The sequence below is a fragment of the Halorubrum ezzemoulense genome (assembly GCF_004126515.1).
Lineage (GTDB): Archaea > Halobacteriota > Halobacteria > Halobacteriales > Haloferacaceae > Halorubrum > Halorubrum ezzemoulense.
The window spans coordinates 2,690,910-2,714,134 of record NZ_CP034940.1; the positions used below are offsets into that span (position 1 = coordinate 2,690,910).

20 protein-coding genes and 5 pseudogenes are annotated in these 23,225 nt (G+C 57.1%); 14 read left to right on the top strand and 11 right to left on the bottom strand.

Annotated elements, in window-relative coordinates; genetic code table 11:
* Positions 1-358: 358 nt before the first annotated feature.
* Both EO776_RS13700 and EO776_RS13705 read right to left on the bottom strand, forming a co-directional pair.
* Positions 359-1,000, bottom strand: a complete 642-nt coding sequence (locus EO776_RS13700; protein WP_129452456.1) for a hypothetical protein — start codon at positions 998-1,000, stop codon at positions 359-361.
* Between the two features lie 26 nt (positions 1,001-1,026).
* Complete coding sequence (locus EO776_RS13705) at positions 1,027-2,451, bottom strand: DUF58 domain-containing protein (protein WP_080508685.1); 1,425 nt, start codon at positions 2,449-2,451, stop codon at positions 1,027-1,029.
* Positions 2,452-2,555: 104 nt separating this feature from the next.
* Here EO776_RS13705 and EO776_RS13710 point away from each other — a divergent pair, with 104 nt between their 5' ends.
* The 6 genes from EO776_RS13710 (at position 2,556) to EO776_RS13735 (ending at position 8,997) form a co-directional block, all read left to right on the top strand.
* Positions 2,556-4,679, top strand: a complete 2,124-nt coding sequence (locus EO776_RS13710; RefSeq protein WP_129452457.1) for a peptidase associated/transthyretin-like domain-containing protein — start codon at positions 2,556-2,558, stop codon at positions 4,677-4,679.
* A 60-nt stretch (positions 4,680-4,739) separates the two neighbouring features.
* Positions 4,740-5,273 (top strand): metal-dependent hydrolase, encoded by a 534-nt coding sequence (locus EO776_RS13715; RefSeq protein WP_129452458.1) that lies wholly within the window; start codon positions 4,740-4,742, stop codon positions 5,271-5,273.
* A complete protein-coding gene (locus tag EO776_RS19660; RefSeq protein ID WP_129452459.1) occupies positions 5,263-5,997 on the top strand; it encodes an ABC transporter ATP-binding protein in 735 nt (244 codons plus the stop codon). The genes EO776_RS13715 and EO776_RS19660 overlap by 11 nt, the downstream gene beginning before the upstream one ends.
* Positions 5,990-7,207, top strand: coding sequence for an ABC transporter permease (locus tag EO776_RS13725; protein WP_129452460.1), 1,218 nt, complete (start codon positions 5,990-5,992; stop codon positions 7,205-7,207). The genes EO776_RS19660 and EO776_RS13725 overlap by 8 nt, the downstream gene beginning before the upstream one ends.
* 77 nt (positions 7,208-7,284) lie before the next feature.
* Positions 7,285-8,433 carry an ABC transporter permease gene (locus EO776_RS13730; RefSeq protein WP_246041434.1) on the top strand — a complete coding sequence of 383 codons (1,149 nt, stop codon included), beginning with the start codon at positions 7,285-7,287 and terminating at the stop codon, positions 8,431-8,433.
* 45 nt (positions 8,434-8,478) lie between these two features.
* The gene (locus EO776_RS13735) at positions 8,479-8,997 is read left to right on the top strand and encodes a metal-dependent hydrolase (RefSeq protein WP_094520456.1); all 519 of its coding nucleotides are present in this window, start codon (positions 8,479-8,481) and stop codon (positions 8,995-8,997) included.
* Between the two features lie 60 nt (positions 8,998-9,057).
* On the opposite strand, the gene EO776_RS13740 is transcribed toward EO776_RS13735, so the two are convergent.
* Positions 9,058-9,825 carry a hypothetical protein gene (locus EO776_RS13740; RefSeq protein WP_129452462.1) on the bottom strand — a complete coding sequence of 256 codons (768 nt, stop codon included), beginning with the start codon at positions 9,823-9,825 and terminating at the stop codon, positions 9,058-9,060.
* A gap of 251 nt (positions 9,826-10,076) precedes the next feature.
* On the opposite strand from EO776_RS13740, the gene EO776_RS19390 reads away from it, so the two are divergent.
* Positions 10,077-10,457, top strand: coding sequence for a type IV pilin (locus tag EO776_RS19390; protein WP_246041436.1), 381 nt, complete (start codon positions 10,077-10,079; stop codon positions 10,455-10,457).
* A gap of 285 nt (positions 10,458-10,742) precedes the next feature.
* Here the strand turns inward: EO776_RS19390 and EO776_RS13750 are convergent.
* From EO776_RS13750 to EO776_RS13765, 4 genes and pseudogenes are all read right to left on the bottom strand, one after another.
* A pseudogene (locus tag EO776_RS13750) lies at positions 10,743-11,117 on the bottom strand (IS630 family transposase); the annotation flags it as partial.
* Between the two features lie 225 nt (positions 11,118-11,342).
* Positions 11,343-12,311 carry an IS1595 family transposase gene (locus EO776_RS13755; protein ID WP_129452463.1) on the bottom strand — a complete coding sequence of 323 codons (969 nt, stop codon included), beginning with the start codon at positions 12,309-12,311 and terminating at the stop codon, positions 11,343-11,345.
* 89 nt (positions 12,312-12,400) lie between these two features.
* Positions 12,401-13,216, bottom strand: a complete 816-nt coding sequence (locus EO776_RS13760) for an IS5 family transposase (protein ID WP_129452464.1) — start codon at positions 13,214-13,216, stop codon at positions 12,401-12,403.
* A 76-nt stretch (positions 13,217-13,292) separates the two neighbouring features.
* Positions 13,293-13,945 (bottom strand): annotated as a pseudogene (locus tag EO776_RS13765) (IS630 family transposase); the annotation flags it as partial.
* 255 nt (positions 13,946-14,200) lie between these two features.
* Between EO776_RS13765 and EO776_RS13770 the strand changes: the two are divergent.
* The 5 genes and pseudogenes from EO776_RS13770 to EO776_RS13790 form a co-directional block, all read left to right on the top strand.
* Positions 14,201-14,356: pseudogene (locus tag EO776_RS13770) on the top strand (ISH3 family transposase); the annotation flags it as partial.
* A 247-nt stretch (positions 14,357-14,603) separates the two neighbouring features.
* Positions 14,604-15,404, top strand: coding sequence for an SWIM zinc finger family protein (locus EO776_RS13775; protein WP_094580612.1), 801 nt, complete (start codon positions 14,604-14,606; stop codon positions 15,402-15,404).
* A gap of 58 nt (positions 15,405-15,462) precedes the next feature.
* Positions 15,463-16,095: a hypothetical protein gene (locus EO776_RS13780; protein ID WP_129452465.1), complete on the top strand. Its 633-nt coding sequence runs from the start codon at positions 15,463-15,465 to the stop codon at positions 16,093-16,095.
* A gap of 6 nt (positions 16,096-16,101) precedes the next feature.
* Positions 16,102-16,881 (top strand): hypothetical protein, encoded by a 780-nt coding sequence (locus tag EO776_RS13785; protein WP_049933564.1) that lies wholly within the window; start codon positions 16,102-16,104, stop codon positions 16,879-16,881.
* Entirely contained in the window at positions 16,878-17,246 is a 369-nt protein-coding gene (locus tag EO776_RS13790; protein ID WP_049933565.1) for a calcium-binding protein, read from the top strand. The genes EO776_RS13785 and EO776_RS13790 overlap by 4 nt, the downstream gene beginning before the upstream one ends.
* Positions 17,247-17,399: 153 nt before the next feature.
* On the opposite strand, the pseudogene EO776_RS13795 reads toward EO776_RS13790, so the two are convergent.
* Positions 17,400-18,659, bottom strand: a pseudogene (locus EO776_RS13795) (RNA-guided endonuclease InsQ/TnpB family protein).
* A 255-nt stretch (positions 18,660-18,914) separates the two neighbouring features.
* Between EO776_RS13795 and EO776_RS13800 the strand changes: the two are divergent.
* Positions 18,915-19,226: a hypothetical protein gene (locus EO776_RS13800; RefSeq protein WP_049933544.1), complete on the top strand. Its 312-nt coding sequence runs from the start codon at positions 18,915-18,917 to the stop codon at positions 19,224-19,226.
* A gap of 300 nt (positions 19,227-19,526) precedes the next feature.
* Here the strand turns inward: EO776_RS13800 and EO776_RS13810 are convergent, their stop codons facing one another.
* From EO776_RS13810 to EO776_RS19395, 3 genes and pseudogenes are all read right to left on the bottom strand, one after another.
* On the bottom strand, positions 19,527-19,820 hold the full coding sequence (locus EO776_RS13810; protein ID WP_129452466.1) for a hypothetical protein: 294 nt from the start codon (positions 19,818-19,820) through the stop codon (positions 19,527-19,529).
* Entirely contained in the window at positions 19,813-20,403 is a 591-nt protein-coding gene (locus tag EO776_RS13815) for a hypothetical protein (protein ID WP_129452467.1), read from the bottom strand. The genes EO776_RS13810 and EO776_RS13815 overlap by 8 nt, the downstream gene beginning before the upstream one ends.
* Positions 20,404-20,834: 431 nt before the next feature.
* Positions 20,835-21,020, bottom strand: a pseudogene (locus tag EO776_RS19395) (ATP-dependent helicase); the annotation flags it as partial.
* Positions 21,021-21,153: 133 nt separating this feature from the next.
* Here EO776_RS19395 and EO776_RS13825 point away from each other — a divergent pair.
* Positions 21,154-23,130 carry an SWIM zinc finger family protein gene (locus EO776_RS13825; RefSeq protein ID WP_129452468.1) on the top strand — a complete coding sequence of 659 codons (1,977 nt, stop codon included), beginning with the start codon at positions 21,154-21,156 and terminating at the stop codon, positions 23,128-23,130.
* Positions 23,131-23,225: the final 95 nt, after the last annotated feature.

A 23,225-nucleotide genomic window follows, 5' to 3' on the forward strand; every position in this document is an offset into this window, starting at 1 on the left:
TACGCGCGCGGATACAAATCGTTCTGGGGTTAACACGAACGTAAGCACACCGGCGAAGACGCCTGTCCCACCGAGAGCGAACAGGACAGTCCGAGCGTCTGGAAAGATGAGCCCACCGGCGATCCCGGCAACACCAACAATAAACAATCCGAGTGCGGTCCGTCGATAGGTGGCCTGTTGGGCGCGGGCGTACTCTTCACGGAGTTGGCGATTCTCCGCTTCAAGGACAGCAAGTTGTCGCCGGAGATCAGCTGGTGACGTCTCCTCAGGTGATTCCGACTCCGTCACAGCCGATCGTGTTGCGTCTGTCTCTCCGGTACTGGCCATTCCGTCGCTGTCCCTTTCGAGACTGGTATGTTTACCTTTTCGGCTCGCTTTCGTCGTTGGTTGAAGAAGGATTGCTCTGGATCTCGTCAGTCTCGCTCAACTCAGAGGATGGACCAGTATCGGGATCTGTGTCGGGAACAGAAGTCTCACCGGCTGTCTCGTCAGTTGACACAGCAGTTGTCATCTCAGCACCACTAGCCCCGTCGGCTAACGGTGTGCGATCCAAAGCGACACGACCGAGCTGTACCAACGTCACCCGCCGGGCAAGATACGTCCCCACTATGACAGCGATACAGAGGAGCCCACCTGCCACGACGAGCCCCTCACGGAGTCCAATAGCAACGACAGCCACGAGTAAGCCATACGTCGGTAGCGTGCCGATAAATACTGCCCACCGCTGGTGACGTCGGGCAGGCTCAGTAAGCACACAGAGCAACGCGAGTTGCGTCACACCGACAAGCAGCGTGTCTTCGAGAGAGATCGTGGGAAAAACGGCAAGCTGGCCTGTAGCGAAGGCAATCGGTGCGGGGAGCACCCCTGCGACGAGTAACAACGGAACGGCAATGAGGAGTTCACGCGTCATCCCGGTAATAGCGATAACGCCGAGGAGGATAACCAGCGCACCGATACTGACGGGATCGCGAGCTCGAAGTGATCCGATGGGCGGATCCATACGCGACTGTGGTGTGTCCGTGTGAGTCATCGGGTAGTTGAACTCATCCGACGGTGTGCGAGCACCGCATCGACACGGCTGTCTGGTGCGATTTCGAGTGCTGTCATTCGGGGATGCGTATCGAGATCCTGGCGGAGTGTTTCAAATGTTCTATACTGGTCGTATGCGACATCGAGATCCGTCAGCCCAGCTGGTTCGAACAGACATTGGGGAGTCAAAAATAGGATCGTCCGGCCACCGCCACGGACAGCGGCCTTCACCGCCTCCGTTACTGTGGTCGGATCTGTATCACTGGTAACGATAACGAGCACGTCGTCGGCGCCGACTTGGTTACGAACGCTGCGGACAGTCCCGACAAGTGGGTCATCACGGATTCGTGTCACATACGGGTCCTGATCACGCAGATACGCTCCGAGAATCCGCGCAAATGGTGTCTCATCATCAGTGAGGCGATCACTCCGCTCACGGGCCTCACGCGCCGTCCGTCCACCTGAGGATGAGTCGGCAGTGGTCGGGACGAGGTCATACAGTCGAGACTCGATCTGTGCGTACGTCTGATCGCTTGTCCCAGATTGAACGATATTCGTCAGGCCGTCATCACCGACCGTGCGTAAGCCAAGTGGGTCATCACGAGTAGCAGCCGCGCGTGTGATTCCGATTCCCACCTCACGGGCGTACTCCAACATCGTCTCTCCGTCACGGCCCACCCCCATCTGTGAGCGGTGGTCGATGATAAGCGTCGTCCGCCGATCGGTTTCTCCTTCGGTTTCTCTGATATAGGTCTCTGCGAGCCGCGCCGTTGCGTTCCAATCGATCTGTTGAACATCATCACCGGGGACGTACTGTCTGAGTTCCCGAATTGTCACGCCAGGACCAGGACGATCCGATTGGTGTTGCCCATAGGCGCTGTCAACGCGTTCACCACCCCGGCCGACATGGAGGTCCGGGGTTGGTGGACGGACCGTTACCGTCGGTGTGGTCTCCCACTCAACATGCGTCTGATACAAACCTAGCGGATCGTGTAGAGTTATGATTGGCTTGGGGAATTCAAATCGACCCGATATCGAGGCGGTGACGGTGAACTCCGTCGTGTCTTCTGTGTCACCTGGCGCTAGCGAGAGCGTCTGATCGCCGGCTTCGGTGGTGACGCCCGGTGGTGTGGTCGCCTGAACGGTCACCGGGAGGGTAGTACGAGTGTTCGGTCGCGATAGCGACACCGTAGCTATAATCGGCGTATCAACAAGTGTATCATCAGCACCGAGCGTGTAGGTTACTGTCGTTCGGTCGTATGCCTGCGTGAACGTCCGACCCGCAACCGCGGCGGTGGCAAGAATCCACGCGCCGAGTCCCGCTGCCGCAAGTAGCAACGCCGGTCGTTCAGCAAGCACACCGATGATGACGAAGACAAGACCGCTTCCGGCCGTTGCCCACCAGCGGTCTGTGACGTCCATTGGGTACATCTCAGTTTCAATTCAATTCAAACTTGGCTTCCGATCTGGCCGTTCATCTTTGAGGAAGAGGAACATTCAAATCACCTGACGGCTGGTATACTGGTGTGTCGGCTCGCCGTCGCCGCTACAGCGCACTCGCCGCTGCGATCATTCTTGTCAGTGTCATCGCCGGTGGGGTTGGAGCAACCCCAGCTCCAGGGCCAGAAAGTTCGGCCACGAACGGGACAGCTAATGAGACGGCCAACGCCACGCCCCCGCACCAGAACCCCGAAGTTATCTCTGAAGCTGGTGACGACCAGCGCGTCGCAAGCCATCTCGCGACACAACTAGGGTCACGGTTGAATCTGAGTGCGGCCGCACTCAGCGAGGGTGAGTACGCGGAGGGTCGGCTACCACTCGAAGCCGAAGAATATGCTGTCCTTCTCGAGCGGTATTCGGCCGTGGCTGCTGACATCGATGCCGAGGAGACAGCGGATCGGTTCAATCTAACTCGTGAACAGCAGCTACAACTGACAGATTCAATCGAAGAATTAGAAATAACTGGCCAAGAGTATCAGAATGCGGTCGACAACGGGAGTGATGAAAAAGCACGGCAATTGGCACGTGAACTCCTAACGACTGCTGAAGAGCTGAGTCAAACGACAACGGAGCTCAACGAACAGTACGAGGCACTCGAAACAGAGACTGAGATTGATTTCAACGCAACACAGGAGTCGATCTCCGTCGTTCAACAAACGGTCCAGCGAGCGGCAGCTGGCGTCATCGACCGTGAGTTTACTGAGACGAACATAACTGTCGAGACGAACCAAACAACGGTCGCCGCAAGCGATCCACTGCGTGTTTCCGGACAGCTGACCACGGTCGGTGGAGCGCCAATCAGGAACGCATCGGTAAGCGTTAGCTTAGGTGAAGATTCCATCACGACACGCACGACCGAGACTGGACAGTTCGAGACGACATACCGACCACTGCTCGCCTCGACAAGTGCGAGGAACCTCACAGTAGCATATACGCCCACTGGGAGTGAGCCGTATCTTCCAGTTACGGAGACGGTTGCCGTCTCGATCACTGAGCAGGCTGCGACGTCGGTCGAACTCGAGAACACGACTCAGGCGGCCGCGTTCACCGAGCCAGTTCAGGCCACTGGACAGGTTATGATCGCAGCCGAATACAACCGATCGCTTGCGGGCATTCCCATTGTTTTGACACTCGACCAGCAGCGGATCGCGACTGCCGAAACCAATTCTAGTGGTCGCATTACGCTTTCGGGATCGATGCCGGAGACAATTCCAGCCGGTGATGCTAATCTCCAAGTGTCGATCGATCGGCGTGAGCTGGCGATCGAGCGGTCGATGGCAACGGCACCGATCACCGTTCAATCGACCCCAACAGACCTCTCGACTGACCCGACCGTCACCAGCACGAACGAGACTCGGAATGTAACGGTGGGTGGGCAGTTACGGACTGCCGATGGTGACCCACTGTCCGATCGATCTATTCGTGTCGCGATCGGAGAGACTACTCTCGGTACTGTCGAGACGAATGCGAGTGGGGGGTATCAGGCTACTTACGAGCTTCCAGCCGGTCTTCGTGGCAGTGACATCACGGTGACTGCGACCTTCGAGGGCACTGGCACGAACCTAGAGGCGAGTGCGGCTCAACAACGCGTGCCACTTCCAAGCGCCGGACTTGGAGTCGGCAGGGTCCTCGCTGGTGTCGTTGGTGGTGGCCTCTTAGTCATGAGTGTTATCGTGGTGTTGCTCGCTTCGCGTGGCGTTGATCGAGAGTGGATCACGCAAACCTGGGCTCGAGTTACCGATTCAACGGACCCGGCCGCAGACTCCGAGACAACGACAACCACCGCGTCGTCTGCCACGACTGGACTGTCGGATAACGGCCAGATAGAGGCGGTCACGCAGGCATCATTACATTCGGCCCGTGAAGCGCTGGCTGCTGGCCACCCAAATGTTGCCGTCCAGTCTGCGTACGCAGCCGTCCGGTCACGGTTACAATCTAGTGGCTCACTGTCGACCCCACAGACTCATTGGGAGTTTTATCGCCAGTTACACGCCGATCATGAGATCGACACGGCACAGTTAGCACAGGTCACAGAAGCGTACGAGACCGCTACGTATTCGGCAGACGGACTGTCATCGGATGCGGCTGCCGAGACCCTCTCAGCAGTAGAGGAACTGATCGGGGACCCAGGAACAGGTTCCACTCGTTGATTCCTGCGAAAGAATTCTATTCAACGCGATTATATATCTCCCAAAATTATCTTAGAGTAGATGCTACCGTGGGGACATGCTGCGTTCGGCTACCTCATCTACTCGCTGTATGCTCGCTGGCAGATCGGGCATCCGCCGATCGGCTTAGCCGTCTTCACACTCGGACTTGGAACACAGTTTCCCGATCTGATTGATAAACCGCTGACGTGGACGATCCCACTACTCCCCTATGGACGGAGTCTGTCCCACTCATTAGTGACGTTCACAGTAGTCGCACTCGTTCTGTGGCGCCTCACTCAGTACCCTGATCAGCGTACACTCGTCAGTGCGTTCGCAATTGGCTACGTCTCCCATCTGGTTGGAGATAGCATCTATCCAGTGCTTACACAGGAGTATACCGGGCTCGGATACTGGCTGTGGCCACTGACTTCCGTGCCGGAGGGTGAATCCCAGAGTTTCATCGAATTTTTTCTCACTCTTGAAGCGACACCGATGGTGGTGTTTGGAGGCGTCCTCACGGTTGTGGGTCTCGTGGTGTGGGTGTATGATGGACTACCCGGAATAAAGGACTTGTACGCAGAGTATGTCCAGTGAATCACAGACGAATTCAATGAGCGACTCACCCATTGTCCAGTGTACGGAGGTTGTTCGAACATACACACGCGGCGGTACTGGAAGCCTCTTCTCACGACAGTCTGGGACGTCAGTCACGGCTGTAGATGCCGTTTCGATGGCGGTCCAACGGGGTGAGTTAGTCGGCCTCGCGGGCCCTAGTGGAAGCGGAAAATCCACATTGCTTCATCTACTGGCTGCGCTCGAGACACCCGACACTGGCAACGTCGCGATTACTGGTATGAACACCAGTTTGATGGGCGAACGTGGACGCACCGCCATCAGGCGCGATCACGTCGGAATTGTGTTCCAACGGTTCCACCTCCTCCCGTCGTTGACAGCGCTTCAAAACGTTGCGCTGCCAATGATCGAACAAGGCAGTGGGAAACGAGAGCGGCGACGCCGAGCACAGTCACTACTCGAAGACGTTGGACTAGGCGATCGACTCTCACATCGCCCAGCAGCACTCAGCGGTGGTGAACAACAGCGGGTTGCTGTCGCGCGGGCTCTTGGCGGGGACCCAGATCTCGTGATCGCTGACGAGCCAACCGGTGAACTCGATTCGACGGCCAGCGAGGCAGTCTTAGATCTGCTCGCGGACGTGGCTGCCGATCATGCTGTCGTTGTCGCGTCACATGACCCGATGGCGATCGACCGGATGGATCGTGTACTCCGGCTCCGTGACGGGAGGCTCACTGATGGGTAAACGAAGTAGTCACTTCGGGGTTGGTGTCACCCAGACCGTTGGCCGACTACGGACTGGTGAGAGCCGGCGGCTCCTGTTGAGCGTGTGTGGCGTGGCGCTCGCTGTGGCGTTGATGATCAGCGTGACTGGCGTCGCGGTCAATTTGGCTGGTGGATCGACGATTCAGGGTGATGATGTGGATTATTGGATCGTTCCCGACGGTGGATCGGTCAGCAGCGTCGCCGTCTCCGTGGAAGGCCCCCAGCTTGGTGCTGTTCATGAGACCACAGCACGGCTCCAAGCTGATGAGCGAGTGACCTTTGCCACGCCAGTTGAACTTCAAATTCTTCAGATTGACACGGACACGACACCCGAATACGTCTTTGCGGCGGGCGTGATTCCACCGGAGAGTGGCGAGCGCCTGTTAGGGCTGCCAACCAACCAGCTTACGCCGGGCGATCCACATTACGCTGATGGGGAGTATACTGGTCCCTGGACGGGCGAAGCGATCGTGAGTGGTGCCGCCGCCGAAATTGTGGGGCTTGAGCGGGGTGATACCATCCGTCCGGCCCGAGCAGGGCAGAATCAGACATTCACAACGACTGCCATTGCCGACGGCGATCTCTCTGGTGGCGTAGGCCCCGTCCCGCTGATTGTGGTCCATGCGAGTGAGCTTCAGACACTGACAAACACCGCACGCCAGGATTCAGCCGACCAGATCCTCGTCAGTACAAACGATCCAACCGTCGAATCCACACTAGCGGCGGCATATCCGGAAACACAGGTATTGACGCGGGCGGGGCTGGGTGGAGAAGACCTTTCTACATCAAGCCTGCCGGTTGCTGTCGCCGTCGCTGCCCTCATCGCAACCGTCGCAATCGGTACGCTGTTCGTTGCAACACTCGTTGGGTTAGAGACAATTGCTGCCCGGGAAATGATCGCCGTTCAAGGGGCGCTTGGCATATCGACATCCTCACAGATGGTCATCGTGTTCGCGCAGACACTCACCATCGCCGGGCTCGGCGGGTTCATCGGCACTCTGGGTGGGGTGGCTGGCCTCCAAGTATTGAACGTCGGCGCAACCATCTTTGGCTCCGTTAGCCAGATCGCGGCGTTTCACCCCGCCCTGCTCGCCTACGGCCCCGGTGTCGCCTTCGCAATTGGTGTGTTGGCGACGCCGTATCCCGCCTGGATCGCGGCACGAACCGACCAGCTCGAGGTGCTTAGCTAATGCGTGGGGTGTCGCGCTTGCGAGCGGTCACCGGCATTGGGCTGACACAGTTGCGGCAGCACCGCACCCGGACGCTGTTGGCGATTATCGGGATCGCGTTAGCGGTGTTGTCGGTTACGCTACTTGCCGGAGTGGGGCTTGGCGTCGTCGAGACGGGGCAAGAACAGTTCGATGCGTCTGGCCGTGACCTATGGGTTACTGGTGGCCCCGTCCAGCTTGCGCCGGGAACTGTCGGGGGCTTTGAGAACACGGTCGTCGATGCGCATTCGGTTGCGGCCGCAATCGATTCGCGTGAAGACGTGACAGCGGCGGTGCCGATGGCGTATCAAACCGTCTATGTGAGCACGAGTGGGGACAAATGGGAGACGATCGTTGGGGTTGGGTCCGGCGTTGGACCTGCCGTGGAGATCACAAACGGGACACAGTTCCAACAGGGTGACGTCCACTACGCGAACGGGACCTACGCTGGCCCGATGACTCACGAAATCATTATTGATCCGCGGACGGCCGAACTGCTTGATGTCGGTGTTGGAGACTCCATCTATGTCGGCGGGACGCTCTCGTCAGCCCGAGCTAACCAGTTTGAGATTGTCGGTGTTTCACCAACCTTCTCACGGTTTCTTGGAACGCCGTCCGTAACGCTTCACCTGAGTGAGCTCCAAGCGGTCACAGGGACTACCGCAACTGATCGGGCGTCACTCATTACGGTGAGTCTCAACGCAGGTGCCTCTCCAAGTACCGTTGCGAGCGCGATTGAAGCCGAGTATCCCGAATATACGGTTCGGACGAATAGCGAGCAGTTGGAAGCCACACTCGAACGGCAGGCCGTCTTGCTCGCGAGCGGCGGGAGTTTCGTCGTGCTTGGTGTTCTTGCGGGACTCGCGCTCACGGCAAATCTCATGGTGTCGGTGGTGTATCAACAACGACGGGAGCTGGCAGCACTCAAAGCGCTTGGCTCACGGACCTCAACGCTTGTCGGGGTAGTGCTTACACAGGCGTTGGTGCTTGGTGTCCTTGGAGGGGTCGTCGGGGTGGTCGCCACCCTGCCGCTCGTTGAACTCCTCAATCTTACCGCTGCTGCTCTCGTCGGCTTTGAGAACGTGGTCCGGACTCCACGGTGGTTGCTCGGTGCCGGGCTCGCGATCGCTGTCCCGATGAGTCTGGCTGGGTCACTGCTAGCCGGCTGGCAGATCGCGTTGTTGTCTCCAGAAGAAGGTCTACAATAAATTGCGGCAAGAACGTTCTTCTGCCCGGGGTTAGAACCAATAGGCGTGTTCCCCCACGGACACTTACTCATCGCCCTCCTACCGGTGATAGCGTACGTCGCCGTTCGTGATCGACACCTACCGACACGTGGAGTGGTGTTTGTGACCGCGGTCGGCAGTCAGTTTCCGGATCTCGTGGACAAGCCGCTCGCACACCAGCTCGGGGTGCTGCCAAGCGGCCGGGTCTTCATGCACTCGTTGCCGTTCGCGCTCCCAATCGCGGCCGGTGTGCTTGCGTACGGGCACTACACCGAGCGGCCGCGCGTCGCCGGCGCGTTCGCCGCCGCGTACCTGTCACATCTGGTCGGTGACACGTACCGGAGCCTGCTCGCGGGACAGGTGCCGCCAGACCTGCTGTGGCCGTTTGTCGCGGCGCGGCCGCGCCCCACCGTGCCGTTCTGGGCGGGCGTTAACGGGATCAACGTCCGGCTCTGGACCGCCTTCTCCGCGATCATACTCGTGGTGACGCTGGTCGTGGTCGCACAGGACGTCAGACACCAGATCCGCAGCACAGCCCGCGCGTAGCGCCGACTCCTCACCGTCAGAGACGGGCGTGTGACAGTCTCTCTTCGTCAGAGATGTTGTTCAAGCGAACCCGAGTTCACGAGCGGCGTTCGCCGAAATAGTGATCCCTCGCTCTCCGTATGAGACATGACTGGAGACGGATTCGCTGATAAGTTTGTGAAGATCGACGATATATGACTTCGGGCGCTCCTCTTGGATGCGTGTCGTTGCCTTCGTCTCAAAGTGTAGGCCACGGTGCGCGACGTACACCTCGACAAACCGACGCCGGATCGACTCGGGACTCTCCCAGACGACCGCCGGGACGGCATCAAGGGCGGTCTTTGCGCCCTGTGGGGCGCCCATGGCGACGAGACACCGCCCGAGCACCGAGGCGTCCGTTGCTGGGTACAGTTCGGTCGCGCGTCCGTCGCTGTTCGCATGGCGACAGTGTGTGTCGACGCCGACCGCCGCGAATGCTGCCTCGATCGCCTCGCGATCAACCCGGCGCCCGATCGTGATTGCAGGGACGAACGTTTCGTTGATACTCCCGCCCGCGAGGACGTGCGCGAGCAGCTTAACAAGAGCACCTGCCATGTCGCATTCGGGATCGAGCCAGCCGTTCGCACTGGCCGTCTCGATCCCGCGCACCGGGTCGGGCCGGCCACCGTTGAGCCACGGCCGAACCCTCCCCGCCGGTAGCTCGAGTGCGGTTCCCACCGCTGTCCGACCGGCGTTTGGGTGCTCGGCGGCGTACGCCTGCACGCGCTGGTAGTCCTCGACCTTTTGCCACGGGTCAGGGTAGACGCGATCGGAGTAGGTCCGCGCGATTGAGCGCGTCGTCGGTTCCATATCTGTATGTTGACAGGCTGAGAGATACATCTTGTGGGTAGTTTTCACATTTGATATCCTGATCAGAGTACTTATAACTGTGCTTTGCGTACATTAGAGCATACCAGCGGACAAACTGAAGGTAACGGCAGGATGGAAAGTCATCCTACCACTTCGGGTCTACACGATATAGGGCCTCACAAGGCACCTAGTATTCTGTACCCGAGTGTCGTTAACCTTCGTACCTGTTCCGTTGGCGATACAACGACATCATGAACATTAAAAAAACATTCCAAGACAGTGAACGGGCCGTCAGCCCTGTTATAGGGGTTATACTCATGGTCGCCATAACTGTAATTTTAGCGGCTGTGATCGGGACGTTCGTGCTCGGACTCGGTGACCAGCTGGGCCAGAACGCAAATGCTGGAGTCTCAATTGATGAACCTAACAGCTCCTATGTTACGGTAACACTAGTTAGTCAAGGAAATGTGGATCTCGTTACTGTCAATGCGACTGACAATTCCGGGACATCAACCAATGGAACTCTAAAAGAGGTAGGCGAGACTGTAACCGTGAAACACGGTAATTCCAGTGTGCAAATAATTGGGGACATAGGTGGCGAAAAGACAGTCCTTCGGACGTACGAGCCATAAACACCAAACAACAGTAACAAGCACACACGCTTTTTTAATATACTGCCTCTCCCTGCTCTCAATTCGCAGTGCTGTATGCTAATAACAGCGGTAATAGCACTATAGAGGCTGCTTTTCATGGATACACAGCAGGGCCTGTCATAGAAAGCCTCACGTGCGAAGCAGCAGGGCACTCGTCTTTAGTTAACACTCACAGTAATATTTAATAACGGTGTTCTCGGGCTGAATTCCGGACGATCACACCGGCTACGGTTCGAGATCTGGGTCTGAAGCAGATCCTTATACTTACGGACATAAATACGTAAACACATCTGGGATTTCGACCCGGTCGAGTGCAGAGAGAGCAGCCTCACGGAGATCGTCGAGTGTGTCAAACAGGCGGTTCCCAAGTTCTTGATCAAGTTGTCTCCAACACTCTTCCGCGGGGTTCAGCTCCGGTGAACCCCGCGGTAGGTAACAGAGTTCTATCGGTGTACCTTCAGCAAACTCTTGGACCTTGTTCGCCGTGAAATACGAGGCGTTGTCCAAAACGACGCAAATCTTCTCGCCGAATTCAGTCTGAAGTGCGTCGAGAAGTCGAATCGTCGTGTCGCTGTTAAAATTCCCTGCACACGGCAGGAAGAACGTCTCACCGCCATCGCTGACTGCACCAAGCAACTTGCCGTGTTGAACGCAAGACGGCGGCAACATCGGATTTTTGATATTCGATTTTCTACCGGTAGCAGCGCTTTAGCTGTAGATTCTCAGATCGGACGATTCGATTCGAGCGGAATTGTGCGGCAACCAAAGCATCAGTTTCACAAGATACCAGATAAAGCATGAGGTGGACGATGGCGATGCCTCTCTCGGATACATTCGGAGACGCTCTTCGGTAGACTGGCGGAACTAGCGGAATACATTGACAGCGATACAGTCCACGAGACTGTGGATCGGTGCCCCAGTAAGGTTCAGTGACCGGAGGAAGCCGTAGGTCCGAGCGGCCTGTTCCAAGCCCTGCTTGGACAGGCCGCGGAACTTCGCCAACCACGGTTGGAGCAGTGACCAGAGACACTCTACCTGGTTCGTGTGGACGCCTTTGTCGGAGACGTACCTCTCGTCGTGGACAACGTATTGGTGATCGTGCTCCATGCCTCGGTAAGCTGGCAGTCCATCGGTCCAGACCTCTCCCAGCGGCTGGGAGAGGTCGTCTGCTTCCTCGATAACTGGCCCAAGGTCATCTTCATAGTCGCTTCCTTCCTGAGCTGAGACCACGCGAAGCACGTCGCGGCACGCCGCGACGAGCGTCAGTTCGTCACCCTGATCCCCTGTCCAGCGGGTACGTCCACCCTCGGGCGACCCGCCGCGGTTGAGTCCCTCCCGCGGCGGATCTTGGCCTTTGAAGCCCGAACACACCTGCTGTGTTTCATCGACCTGTGTTGGCCCATCGACTGTCTGGGAGATGCGCTCCCAGACAGTCGGAAATCCCCGACAGAACGCGGTTTCAAACTCTCTGAGCTGGTCGTGAAGCGTCGTGTAACACGGTGAGAGGAGTTCAGCGATTTGGGTAATGCTGAGGAGTGTATCAGCGTAGAGGATGAAGGCGATGAGGAACTCACCTGGGGTGAGTTCCGAATCGTAGAAGGGTGTCCCTCGCGTGTACGTGGTTTTCCAGTCACAGCGGCCACACCAGATGCGGTCAGAGCCGTTGAGAGCGTGGAGGTTGTCTGCGCCGCAGTGTGGACAGGAGCGTTCTTCCCAGATCGTCTTGAGACGCCGCTCGACGATGGCGTCGAGCGGCTCGGCCCGAAATTCTATTACCCCAAGTTCCGCAAGTTCTGATAGCCTCTGGCCGAAGGCAGGACGGTCTTCATACATACCCGTTTTTGCCGGGCCAGAGGCACTAATGCTCCTGGTTCCGCCAGTCTACTGAAGAGCGTTCGGAGAAGGGGAGCAGGCGGCGAGCTCTAACTCGCCGCCTGCTCGAGGTTATGGACGATACACTTCCGTGTGAGCTCCCGGAACTGGCCGTGCCAGCTCCGGGAGCGGATCTCGTCGCCGTCGTCTTTTACCATCGCAAACACGGTCTCACTCATTGACCGCTGGTTGTAGACATCATCGTCAATTCTGGCGTTGTGGGCTTTCTTGAGTGCGTTTTGCTCGCAGTGTTTGATCACTGGCCGTGTAGACCTGTCACGGCAAGCTTCACGGAGATTACTCCACGAGTACATCTTGTCGGCCAGCAACGCCTGCAGGTCTTCGGCGTTCCGCCGAAAGACCTGCAGCCCGATATGGCCGTCATAGGCTTTCTTCGTCGTGAAATGAGCGTCCATGATAGCAAGAGAATCCGTGTCAACAAGCAGCGTGGTTTTCATCGCGTTGAACGAGTAACCGACCCGATTCCGGTAGTGTGAGCTGGCTTGATCACGCTGAAAGCCGCTGGCGTCGATCGACGCGGTGCCTGAGAGCCCCGCCTGCTCCGCCGAGGCGCGGAGCAGGCGGCGGAGTTCTTTCATCGGGAATTCATCGTCCCAGACGCTGAAAGATGTGTAATCCGGCGATGAGTCAAGATCAAACACACCGAGAATTCCCGGCATCTCGTTGAGATAGTCTTCGAGCCTCCGAAGCGGCTTGTTGATTTCCTCTTTGAGCAGAAGGAGCGCGATTTTGGTGGACTTGGGGTACCCGTTGTCGCCGTCGGCGACAGCGGGTACGTCTGGTTGTTCAACATGGTTCGTGGCGAATTCGTGAAACGTCTGTGCGAGGGTCTTGAGACGTCCCATATCGCCAGACGGCGTCCAAATCCCGTGAAATCAGCGATACGATCCGCAGACGGCGTCGGCGTTCAACGGAGCAACGCAACTTGATGCTATCCCACGCGCCCGTCACCGGCAGTGACGGGCGCTCTCCTTCCAGAAACCACGCATAAATCAACGTCGAGAGAACCTGTCTCGTCTGATCGATGGTCAGGATCGTGTATTCGTCGTCCAGGTCGTTGCGCTTTTTTTGAAGCCTTCTTTCCAGGCTTCTTGGGCTCTTTCGTCGGATTTGTAGAACTCCGGCCGGGCTGTCTTCCAGGACAGCCCGGCCTCAGACATCAATCTCCGGACGTGCCGCTCACAGTACTCAACGTCAAACTCTTCGGCGAGATAGTGACGAGCTAGTGGAACAGACCACGCGGGCGCGTCTAATCCTACTTCCTCGGGCGATTCGTGAAGTACCTTGACGAACCGCTTGTGCTGTTCATCAGAGAGTTCGGTTGGTCTGCCTTCGCGCGGATCGTCGTAGGCGACTTGCTCGACCGGCTCATCAGCGAGCCGGTCGAGCCGGCCAACCCACCGAGACAACCATGGACCGGTGTATCCGTATCGTTCAGCAACCTCCGCCATCGTTGCACCGTCTTCTTCAAGATAGTTGATCACCGCCATTAGCCGCTGTGTCGGCTTTTTATCTTCGACCTCCGCGAGAGCGTCGCGGAGGTCGTCAAGAGTGGCGGCGTCAAGCGTAGACATACTTGCTAATCACACTCTAACCTAAAGAATATTTAGCTGACAGTATTATTGTTTGATTTCGACGGCAATACCAGTTGGCTCGTGAGATTCATCTCTTCAAACACCTTGGCGCATAATCTGGTAGCATAATATTACTACTGGGCTTAACTAAAAACGAATGAGCAGCAGGGTTTGGAGACAGTGTCTACAAGCTCCAAAGCCCTGTAAAACGAAGCTTCAGTCGGTTATATCGGGTCTTGAGTGAAAGTGTCTGCTTGGAAGACTGTGGAACTGGCGGCGCCCACCTCGACGGGGCGTCGCCTCTGGCAGTGGTCGTTCACTGGGTTCTGTGAGATGGTGTTGCGGGCCGCTTGGACAGCGCTTGGTGCACGAAGGTCCGTTCCAGCGAACCAGCCACTCGACAGCCGGTTTTCCGGTAGCTGTCCACCGATTTGGACAGCGGTCGTGAGTGACAACACTGTTGCGTCGGCGGCAGTCTGCCGCTGACAGCGACGGTCCATCTCGAAGGTCAGGCTCACCGGCGTTTCAAAGCCGCTTCACGGTTAGTTCCATCTGATTCATCGCCATCAGACGAGATTACGCGGCTGTCGATGTGATCAACTGAGACTACCGATTCGGCACCAGAATCAAATGTTACGACCGCGTCGGAAGACGGTATATGAATGTCGACCGAGATACCGTCCGGAATCGAAGCACCGATGCGGTGTTCGAGCGCGGGGTGAACTACCGTGACGAGGGACGCATTCAGCAACTGGATCGATTCGACGATCTTGTGACTGCGAGCGTCAGTGGATCGAAGTTGTACGACGTGACGATCGAGTTCGGCTCACGGAGCATCGACACACAGTGTACCTGTCCGTACGAGGAGCGCGGCGACTGTAAGCACGTCGTCGCGGTACTACTTGACATCGCCGCCGGTCCGCCACAAGACGAGAGCGGTCGCGTCGGATCAGTTTTGGACAACGTATCGGCCGACGATCTGCGTGGATTCGTCCGTGACGCTCTCGCCGAACACCCTGAGTTGCGCGAGCAGTTTCTCGCACGCTTTGGCGACGACCACGCATCGGTCGAGGAGTATCGAGAGGAAATCGCGCAACTGTTCAAGCAACATGCTGACCCGGTCGTGTTCGAAGCCATCGACTTCTCCCGGTTTTTCGAGATCGCCGAGCAGTACCGTGACCGCGACCGGTATCTGGCCGCTGCGACCGTCTACCGAGCGGTGTTCGAAGAGATCGACGAGAAGTACAACTGGATCGACGGTGCTCACAACCACTACGCGAAGACTATCCAGACCGCACTCAACGGATACGCCGACTGTATCTTAGCGACCGATCCAACTTCCAAGGAGTTCGACACGTACGCTGGCGTGCTGGAGAAGCGGGCGACGACGGAGCCTCGGATCAACGACGAGCAGTTCTGGCGCGCACTCGACGATCTGGAGGATCGATACGAATCGTAACGCCGTCGAACTCTCGACACCCAAAAGCCTTGATACCGGCATGCAATACTGTCTCGTAATGAGCGACGGAGACCACTACAAGACCTATCGGGAGATCGGAACACAACTGAACAGCGACATCCTCGAAGCGTACTCTGACCGCGAGTTGATCGTAGAAACCGCATCGGAACTGGACATCGAATTCGACGGACCGAACCTGGCCTACGAATTCGAATCCCAGATGCCGGCCCACTTCGAGTTCGCGCTGTACGACTACCGCCGAGACGGGACCACCGCCGCGGAACGCTACCTCGAAGCGGAACGCTGGGAGAACGAAACCGAACGGGACATTCTCGAGTCCACCATCGACGCTGACCCCTCGCTGTTCGAGGTCGAATCCGTCAGCGAGTCAGGCCCCCGTCTGACGGTAACCGACTTGCTGAACGACGGAGAAGAACGCACGCTGTTAGATATCAATCTCAGCCGAACCGCAGAGCCGGGGGTCGCACTGTTTTTCAGACCCGTTCGCTATGGCGAGGTTACGACGACCTCTGGCGTCTCGTTTCCGTTCCCCAGCGAGGAGAAGATCAACCTGCTCGAAGAGTACGACCGTCGAGTAGGCCCGAACGAGGCGAAAGCGGTGTCCCAGCGGCGGTTCGTCACGTTCCACGACCTGTATCGCGACCATGGCATCTACATCCAGTACCGGTGATCAGCAATGAGCGAGCCAACAGACCGATTCATGATCGAGATCGGAAGCGGAACAGTAGTACATATCATCGATATGGATGCTGATCAAGGCGGGAGAAACTCTCGTTTCTCGTTCGGTATTGGTGGTCCTGGGGAGATGATGTGTAGTCACGGGAACCGGCATCCGCGCCCGCAACACGTCCCAGTATCGGAGTTTCTCGCCGACCTCGATATCGACAAAGATGGCTTCAAGGGTGATGCGCCCGACGAAATCTGCTCGTATTGTTGGTCGAACGCACGGGAAGCAGTCGGGACCGAGCGGGATCAAGCTGGCGACGACATATCTGAGCGGATAGGAACCGTTGGCTATCGACTCCGATGGAAGCAGAAAGGCCGTGCACGAGACGAGTGGTACGATATCGTCGTCGGACCGGAAACAACGATGGCGGAACTGGATAGACTCGTGTGTCGGTTCAGTACGCTCGATGATTTCCATCTCCGGATGTACGGGCTCGAAGACGAATACTTGGATTCCAGTCTCAACGTGATTCCCGACCACCAGTACGAGAAAGCAGGCGACCGGTCGTACACCAGAGCAAGTGAGATGACGATTGCAGATGTCGCTAAGCGTGCGACACTCTGGGATGGCGACAGACTCAGCATGATCTATGATTTCGGCACGCCATCGCACTACTACTGTATCGTCAAAGAGGTCTACGAGCCGGCGGAGGTTGATGAAGTTCTTGAGCGTGATGACGTGATTACATCGACTGATACGGCCGCGATTGTCCGAGAAAAGCGGCAATGACAGAGGAAACGGATGAAGAGCGAAACAAACGGATTCGGAGAGAGGTACTCACAGATGCCTACAATGCGCACGAGATGGCTATTAACTGGTGCTACCACCTCGAACGTGAGATGTCTTTCCCCTTCCAAGCGCGGTGTATCGAGGAACGAACAATCTCCCCGCTGCGAGCGGACGAAGCGGTACCGGTCGTTGGAATGACCGATGAAGTAGTCAGCAACCAGGAGATGTTCGTCCTCGTGGAGTGGAGGGACCGGGAGTTTGGTGTCCCTTTGTCACAGCTCGAAGTACTCGACGTTGACAGCGATACCAGACAAGCGGTCGACGACTGGCACTACTGGAACGGCAACAGTGATCGGTTGGGCTAAACGCACAGCGTGTGTCATGAAAAAAAGTTCTCAGGCGAGGCGAAGTCAAGCAGATTGAAAGAGAGCTAGCACACTGTCTTGACCTCCTCCTCTGCGTGAACGCGGAGGAATCCCACCACGGGATTTCAGGCCGAGCGAAGCGGCCTGTTGATTTCAGGACGCATACGTTCCAAGCGTCGTCTGCTGGGTTTCAGCATCGGCTTGGCTGTCTTGTGGCCCGGTCAAAGAGGCCCCACCCGTAGCCGAGTCATCGGCACCAGCCTTCTGCCGGGAAGCCCAGTCGCTTTGGCGGTGACTCTCTCCACTACGGTAGCGGTCTGCAATGTTTATCGCCCCGTTCACGTCGGCTTGATACTCACCGACCCAACAGCCGTCGTTCGAGCGTCTAAACGTCGCCTGTCGTGGCCGGTAGCCGTGTTCACCGCAGGCGTGACACGCCTTCGACGTGTTCCGGGGATTCACCGTCTCGACGGGAGTCCCCTTCTCGGTAGCTTTGTAGCGAATCTGTGCGTGGAGCTTGGCAAAGCCCCACCCGTGTAACCGCCGATTCATGTACTCACCGTAGTCCATGTTCTCGCGGATGTACCTCAGGTCTTCCAGCACTAACACTGGGTTGTCGACGGACTCGGCGTAGTCCACGACCTCGCTGGTCACACGGTGAAAAACGTCGTCAATCTGGTCCCACAGTGCGTCACCGAACGAGTCTGCGATTCGCTCACTACCACGCTTCTGAAGCCGTCTTGTGGCGGTGAAGTAGGTTTTTCCGTGCCGACGAACGGCTTTGCCGTCGGCGGCCCACAGGCGGGGGCGAACCGGAGAACCGGAGCCGTCGCGGTGACACACCGTGACGAGGCTCGCTTCTCCGAGGTCCACACCAATCGGCGTCCGCTTGTCGGCGGACGCTTTAGATTCGTCCTCCACGTCGCGGGTAACGGTGACGTGGAGATACCACGTTCCGTCCCGCTCAAACAGCCGACTTTCACCCATCTCGGCGTCGTCTGCGTACAACGCTTCAATCCAATCCCGCTGGTCGGGATTGGCGCGTGCCGGAATCCAGAGGTGCTAATCCTTGTGGTGCGGGATTTTGACGTACCACTCGATAGCATTCTGTGGCTGGTGGTCGAGTTGTAGGCCCTCGTTTGTGAACCGCACTGGGTGGTCGTCGTGGATCTCGTTGGCGTCGTAGCTGTTCCCACAGAGTTGTGGGACGTACTTTTTGAGGGCATTTTTCGCGTAGCCGCTCAGGTCGTACTCGACAACCACATCGTTGGTTGCTGACTGCGTGTCACAACCAGTGTCAAAGGCAGCCTGAAGCGCCCGTCGATAGGCATCGCGTGTCTCACGAAGTTTCTGTCGCTTATGGAGGTTCGGGTCCACAAGCTTCAGTTCGAGGGTTTTCGTGAGTTCGCCCATCGTCGCCGTACGAAGATTTTGGTTGTGGCAGATATATATCTCAGCTATCCGGAGTGGAAGTGAACCCGTGGGAAATCCGGCACTACAATAGAACGGTGGCTTGTCACACTATGATGTCCGCTCGACCCCCGCCTGTTCGTTCCTCGGTTCCGACAGAGTGTCGGAACGCTCGTCACTCACGGCAAGGCGGGGGTATGCGCTCGTATCTCTATCAAATACTCATGATGAAGTGGGAAGCGAATAGACCCTCCTGTAATGTCCGATGACGAAACCTTAGCCGATATTGACCTCAGCTTGCTTGATATCCAACAGGATTTGGTCAGAATAGTCGTCCTCGTGAGTTCGGTCTTGGTTATCCAGGGCCTCACATTCCTGATTCTTGCCTGGATAACAGACGGATTGTTGACAACAATCGTCGTTGCCCTCCTTGGTGTAGTTATCACCTTGGTTGGACTCGGTATCTGGATTGGTAACTTCCGGGCGTATGGGAGTGTAGCATTACAAGTTGATACAGCGAAAGAGGACCATCCAGCGAGAGGTCAGTCTGAGGATTCGGATTCATCATGAAAGCGGGGTGAACACACCCCGGGGTCAAGCCCCGGGGCAGTCGCCTTGACCGCCTGTACAATCACTGTGAAGTACCTCGGGATCAAGCCCCGAGGCTTCCCGTTTCCACGACGCGCTTGACAGATTCCGCGAGGGAATCCACAGGGAGCGCAGCCTCCGCGGGCGTGGATTCGGAGTCTCCCACTCCTACTTGATGGTCACGGCAGAGTGTCTGACCCGGCTTGTTTTCGCCGACTAAGCCAGACGCAAAGTGTGCCGTCACACCACTCTGTTTGAGATGTTTCGAATTAATGGCTTGGTTCACGAGTTGTCGGCTTCATCCATGGGGTCAAGCCCCATGGCATTCGCCTCGCACCGGTTGTAGACCAGTGCGGAGACTGTCTCCCCAGAAGTGATCAACAAGTCATACACACGGGGCTTGTTGTCCTCGTCATCTTGGATACTCTGAGGTGTAGCAGGAAAGACGAAGCCGATAGCATTTGACTGATTGAGCGACTCCACCTCGGGATAGGAGGATGGTCGGTCAGAGAGGCCTTTGGCCAGGTGAGATGTCTCCCGTTCGAGACTGTGATAGTTCTGGGTTGGCTCATTCACGAATTGGCTTGTCCTCATCTTCTTCAGGAGCGAAGTGGCCCAATTCCATCGGAGCCCTCGTCTCGACCGCAGGAACTGGCCCATCATTCGGTAGGTCCATCTCTCGGACATGCTCCTCTAGCTTGTCGATACTCTCGATAGTCCGCACGTCGAGTCGCTCCCAGCCGTTTCCATATTCCTTGACAATGAACGCGTAGCCGGGTAGCTCCTGATAGTTGCTGACACGACGATCGCCCATTACTGGTTGGAGGTCAGCGTCTGGAACACACTCGACGAAGACGGCGGCATACGTCGGGAGTGTCTGGTTGTAGACATCGCTCATGTCGTGTGGCTTGTCCTCGGAGGCGAGGAAGTTGTTGTAGAGGTCCCGCTTCAGTACCTCAAACCCATTTTCTGGCGATGTACGGGTAGACATACTTCCGTTGGGCTTGCCGTTGTGCTTGTATTCAACCTTCCAGCCGTCAACGCCAGTCTTCAGGACGTGGTGTTCGTGTAGGTCGTAGGTAAGGACGAAATAGTCGCCTCGCTTTTGACTGTACCGCCAGCCGTTGGGCCACTCGTCGTTTGATGGGAGTTCTACCATAGGTATTACTCCTCACCCAGGGAGACAAGTTCCTCGGGATTGGCCTCAATCGCTTCCTCGGGAAGGCCGTAGAGTTTTATTACAGCTCGTTTCAGTGCCTCTTTGCGGCCTAACCCGTCACATCCACGGTACTCAAGTAGCTGATCATGCGCGAGTTGGTAAGCATCGTCGTTCTCGTCCGTTTCTTTGGCGATGAGGGTCCAGCCATGCTCTTTGTCAGTGTAGGCGAGAGCAGCGACAGTCTCATCTATGAAGATCAGCAGGTCATGTATCCGCTGCGTGCCTCCCTCATCTTCTTGAACGCTCTCAGGAGAACCTGGAGCGACCAAATCAATGGGCCCTTCTTCAGTAAGTGTGTCAGCTTCTGGCTCGTAGAGAGGTCGGTTTGGGAGAGTTGAAATCATGGAGTTACGGGTTTGAACACACTCTCGGCTGAAGCCATCCTGAAGTGTTGCTTGGTCGTCGCTCTCAGCCCACTGGCCGGCCCATTCCAAGAGCGCCCGGTGTCGGTAAGCTTGTGCCCAGTACGCATCGACACGGCCGTCCCACTCCGCGCACGGAACGGTTTCAGGTGCGTTTTCCAGCAGGAGCGTCCCGTCGTCGAATTCGAGCCGCATTCGGTACGTGAACGCATGCGTGTCGGACGATTCAATCTGTCGGGAGGCTGGCTGAGTGCCAGAGTGCTAACGCACGTCAGTGAGAGCACAGCGTCACGTTTTCGGTACGTAGCATAGTATACAGATACAAAACATGGACTACCCGACACGAGACGAAATACGATCGCTCTGTACCGAACAGTCGTTCGAGCGGGGTGTCAACTATTACCAGCAAGATCGGGTACAGGAACTGGATATCGACGGCGGCGAGATCAGATCCACTGTTCGGGGATCCAACTACTACGATGTCGCTATCGATCTCGTGGACGATACGGTCCGCTCTCGTTGTAGTTGTCCGTACGACTACGCGGGCGACTGTAAACACGTCATCGCGGTCTTGCTCGCCGTAGACGACCGAGACACCGAGACGGTGAGCGATCCCGAACGGGACGAGACGGTCAATATCGATTCGGTGATCGAACAGACGGCACCCGAGGACCTCCGAGCGTTTCTGCGTGACATCGTTGCGGAGGATCGAGATATCCGCGATCGGTTCGTCGCGTTCGTCGGCGAAGACACGGCCAAAACCGTCTACGACTACAAGCAGGAGATCGATCGACTGTTCGACGACGCTGTCAGCCGGCGAGGGATGGTCGAACACGACACACACATCGACTTCTCGCAGTACACCGACCTCGCGGAGACACATCGAAAACGAGGCCACGTCCAGACGGCGACGGATATCTATCGAGCGGTTTCCGAGGCGATACGCGAAAACTTGGACCAGGTTGACGACAGCAGCGGATACTACGGCCGAGAGGTGGAACGTGCTATCGAGTCGTATACAGAGACAATCGCAGAACAGGACCTCGGCCACGAGCGAAAGCGGCCGTACATCCAGTATCTCTGTGAAGAGTTCGTCGGGGCAGACTACGGCTTCGCCAGCGACTACTACGACGACGCGCTCCGAACGCTCTGTACGACGGACGCAGGCCTTGAATACTGGCTGGAGCAACTCGACGCACACATCTCCGGTGTCACACTCGACGCAGTACTATCAGGAGAGTCGTCCTCGAAAGCGGACGGCCGCCGAGATGAAACTGAAGACAGCGTCGATACAGCGGCCGGATCAGCGAGCAACGACAAGTCGACTATCCACTCCGAGCGGACGGACGACGTTCTCTACGTATCTGATTTCACTGACGGACCGCTCAGTACCGACGATTTCACCGGTGGAGCAATAGATGTCGAACACTTGGCCGTCGGGACACTGAAACTCAAGTACTTCGTCGGTGACGTGTTCGAGAAGTTGCGCATCGATGAACCGACGACCGTCGAGAGACACACCGCTAGCGTCGAACCGACCGAATCAGGAACGAGAGACACGAACATATCGTCGTCACTCCAGAAGCGGCGGATATTCTCGACCTACGTCTACATCCTCGAGGAACTCGGCCGCGAAGACGCCCTCTCGCAACTCTACGAAGAGATCTATCTTGAGAGCAAACGGTTTTGTAAAGAGCACGCCCGACAACTGGTTGACGAGGGCAACAAAGACCGTGCGATCGAAGTCGTTGAAGATGGTATTCATACGTTCCGATCGCCCCGTAACCTTCGTTGGCTCGCTGCCGACCTCTACGAGGACCGGAATGTGGACGAGTACCGTACCACGCTGAAACAGTTGTTTCTCGATCATACGGAGTGGGCAGCGTACGATGACCTGAAGTCAGTCTGTGACGATCAGGAGTGGCAGTCGATCTACGAGGAATTTGAACGGCATTTCGAACGGGACGATAGAAAGGACCTCGTCGCACTGTACGTCCACGACGACGATCTGAAAAAAGCGTTCGTCGAACTGAAAGAGAACGCAGATCTCTCGTCAGTTCGCCAGTACCGTGACCCGGTCGCAGCCACTGCGCCGGTCGAGTACTTCGAGCTCTACCGGGAGCTGCTCGTCCCGTTTGCCGCCAACGACACGGGGCGACGCCACTACCGAGACATCGCCGACCACCTAGAAGAGATACAAGGATTGGTCCCCGAAGCGCGGTTTGAGGGGTTCGTCGATTTCCTGAAAGACAAGCACTCGAACCGCCCGGCGTTCTTGGACGAACTGGAGAAGGCCGGGTTTTGAGCAACGCCGTGCTGTTCGCTGAGAGTTCACTTGTCAGCTACCCACCACTGAAGCGCTGTCTTTTACCCACAAGTTCACTGAGTCCCAAACAGACG

What these genes read in the sequence shown, in the direction of transcription:
- EO776_RS13700 (WP_129452456.1), bottom strand. Translation starts at nt 1,000, where the DNA reads ATGGATCCGCCCATCGGATCACTTCGAGCTCGCGATCCCGTCAGTATC.
- EO776_RS13705 (WP_080508685.1), bottom strand. Translation starts at nt 2,451, where the DNA reads ATGGACGTCACAGACCGCTGGTGGGCAACGGCCGGAAGCGGTCTTGTC.
- EO776_RS13715 (WP_129452458.1), top strand. Translation starts at nt 4,740, where the DNA reads ATGCTACCGTGGGGACATGCTGCGTTCGGCTACCTCATCTACTCGCTG.
- EO776_RS19660 (WP_129452459.1), top strand. Translation starts at nt 5,263, where the DNA reads ATGTCCAGTGAATCACAGACGAATTCAATGAGCGACTCACCCATTGTC.
- EO776_RS13725 (WP_129452460.1), top strand. Translation starts at nt 5,990, where the DNA reads ATGGGTAAACGAAGTAGTCACTTCGGGGTTGGTGTCACCCAGACCGTT.
- EO776_RS13740 (WP_129452462.1), bottom strand. Translation starts at nt 9,825, where the DNA reads ATGGAACCGACGACGCGCTCAATCGCGCGGACCTACTCCGATCGCGTC.
- EO776_RS19390 (WP_246041436.1), top strand. Translation starts at nt 10,077, where the DNA reads ATGAACATTAAAAAAACATTCCAAGACAGTGAACGGGCCGTCAGCCCT.
- EO776_RS13755 (WP_129452463.1), bottom strand. Translation starts at nt 12,311, where the DNA reads ATGTATGAAGACCGTCCTGCCTTCGGCCAGAGGCTATCAGAACTTGCG.
- EO776_RS13760 (WP_129452464.1), bottom strand. Translation starts at nt 13,216, where the DNA reads ATGGGACGTCTCAAGACCCTCGCACAGACGTTTCACGAATTCGCCACG.
- EO776_RS13775 (WP_094580612.1), top strand. Translation starts at nt 14,604, where the DNA reads ATGAATGTCGACCGAGATACCGTCCGGAATCGAAGCACCGATGCGGTG.
- EO776_RS13780 (WP_129452465.1), top strand. Translation starts at nt 15,463, where the DNA reads ATGAGCGACGGAGACCACTACAAGACCTATCGGGAGATCGGAACACAA.
- EO776_RS13785 (WP_049933564.1), top strand. Translation starts at nt 16,102, where the DNA reads ATGAGCGAGCCAACAGACCGATTCATGATCGAGATCGGAAGCGGAACA.
- EO776_RS13790 (WP_049933565.1), top strand. Translation starts at nt 16,878, where the DNA reads ATGACAGAGGAAACGGATGAAGAGCGAAACAAACGGATTCGGAGAGAG.
- EO776_RS13800 (WP_049933544.1), top strand. Translation starts at nt 18,915, where the DNA reads ATGTCCGATGACGAAACCTTAGCCGATATTGACCTCAGCTTGCTTGAT.
- EO776_RS13815 (WP_129452467.1), bottom strand. Translation starts at nt 20,403, where the DNA reads ATGGTAGAACTCCCATCAAACGACGAGTGGCCCAACGGCTGGCGGTAC.
- EO776_RS13825 (WP_129452468.1), top strand. Translation starts at nt 21,154, where the DNA reads ATGGACTACCCGACACGAGACGAAATACGATCGCTCTGTACCGAACAG.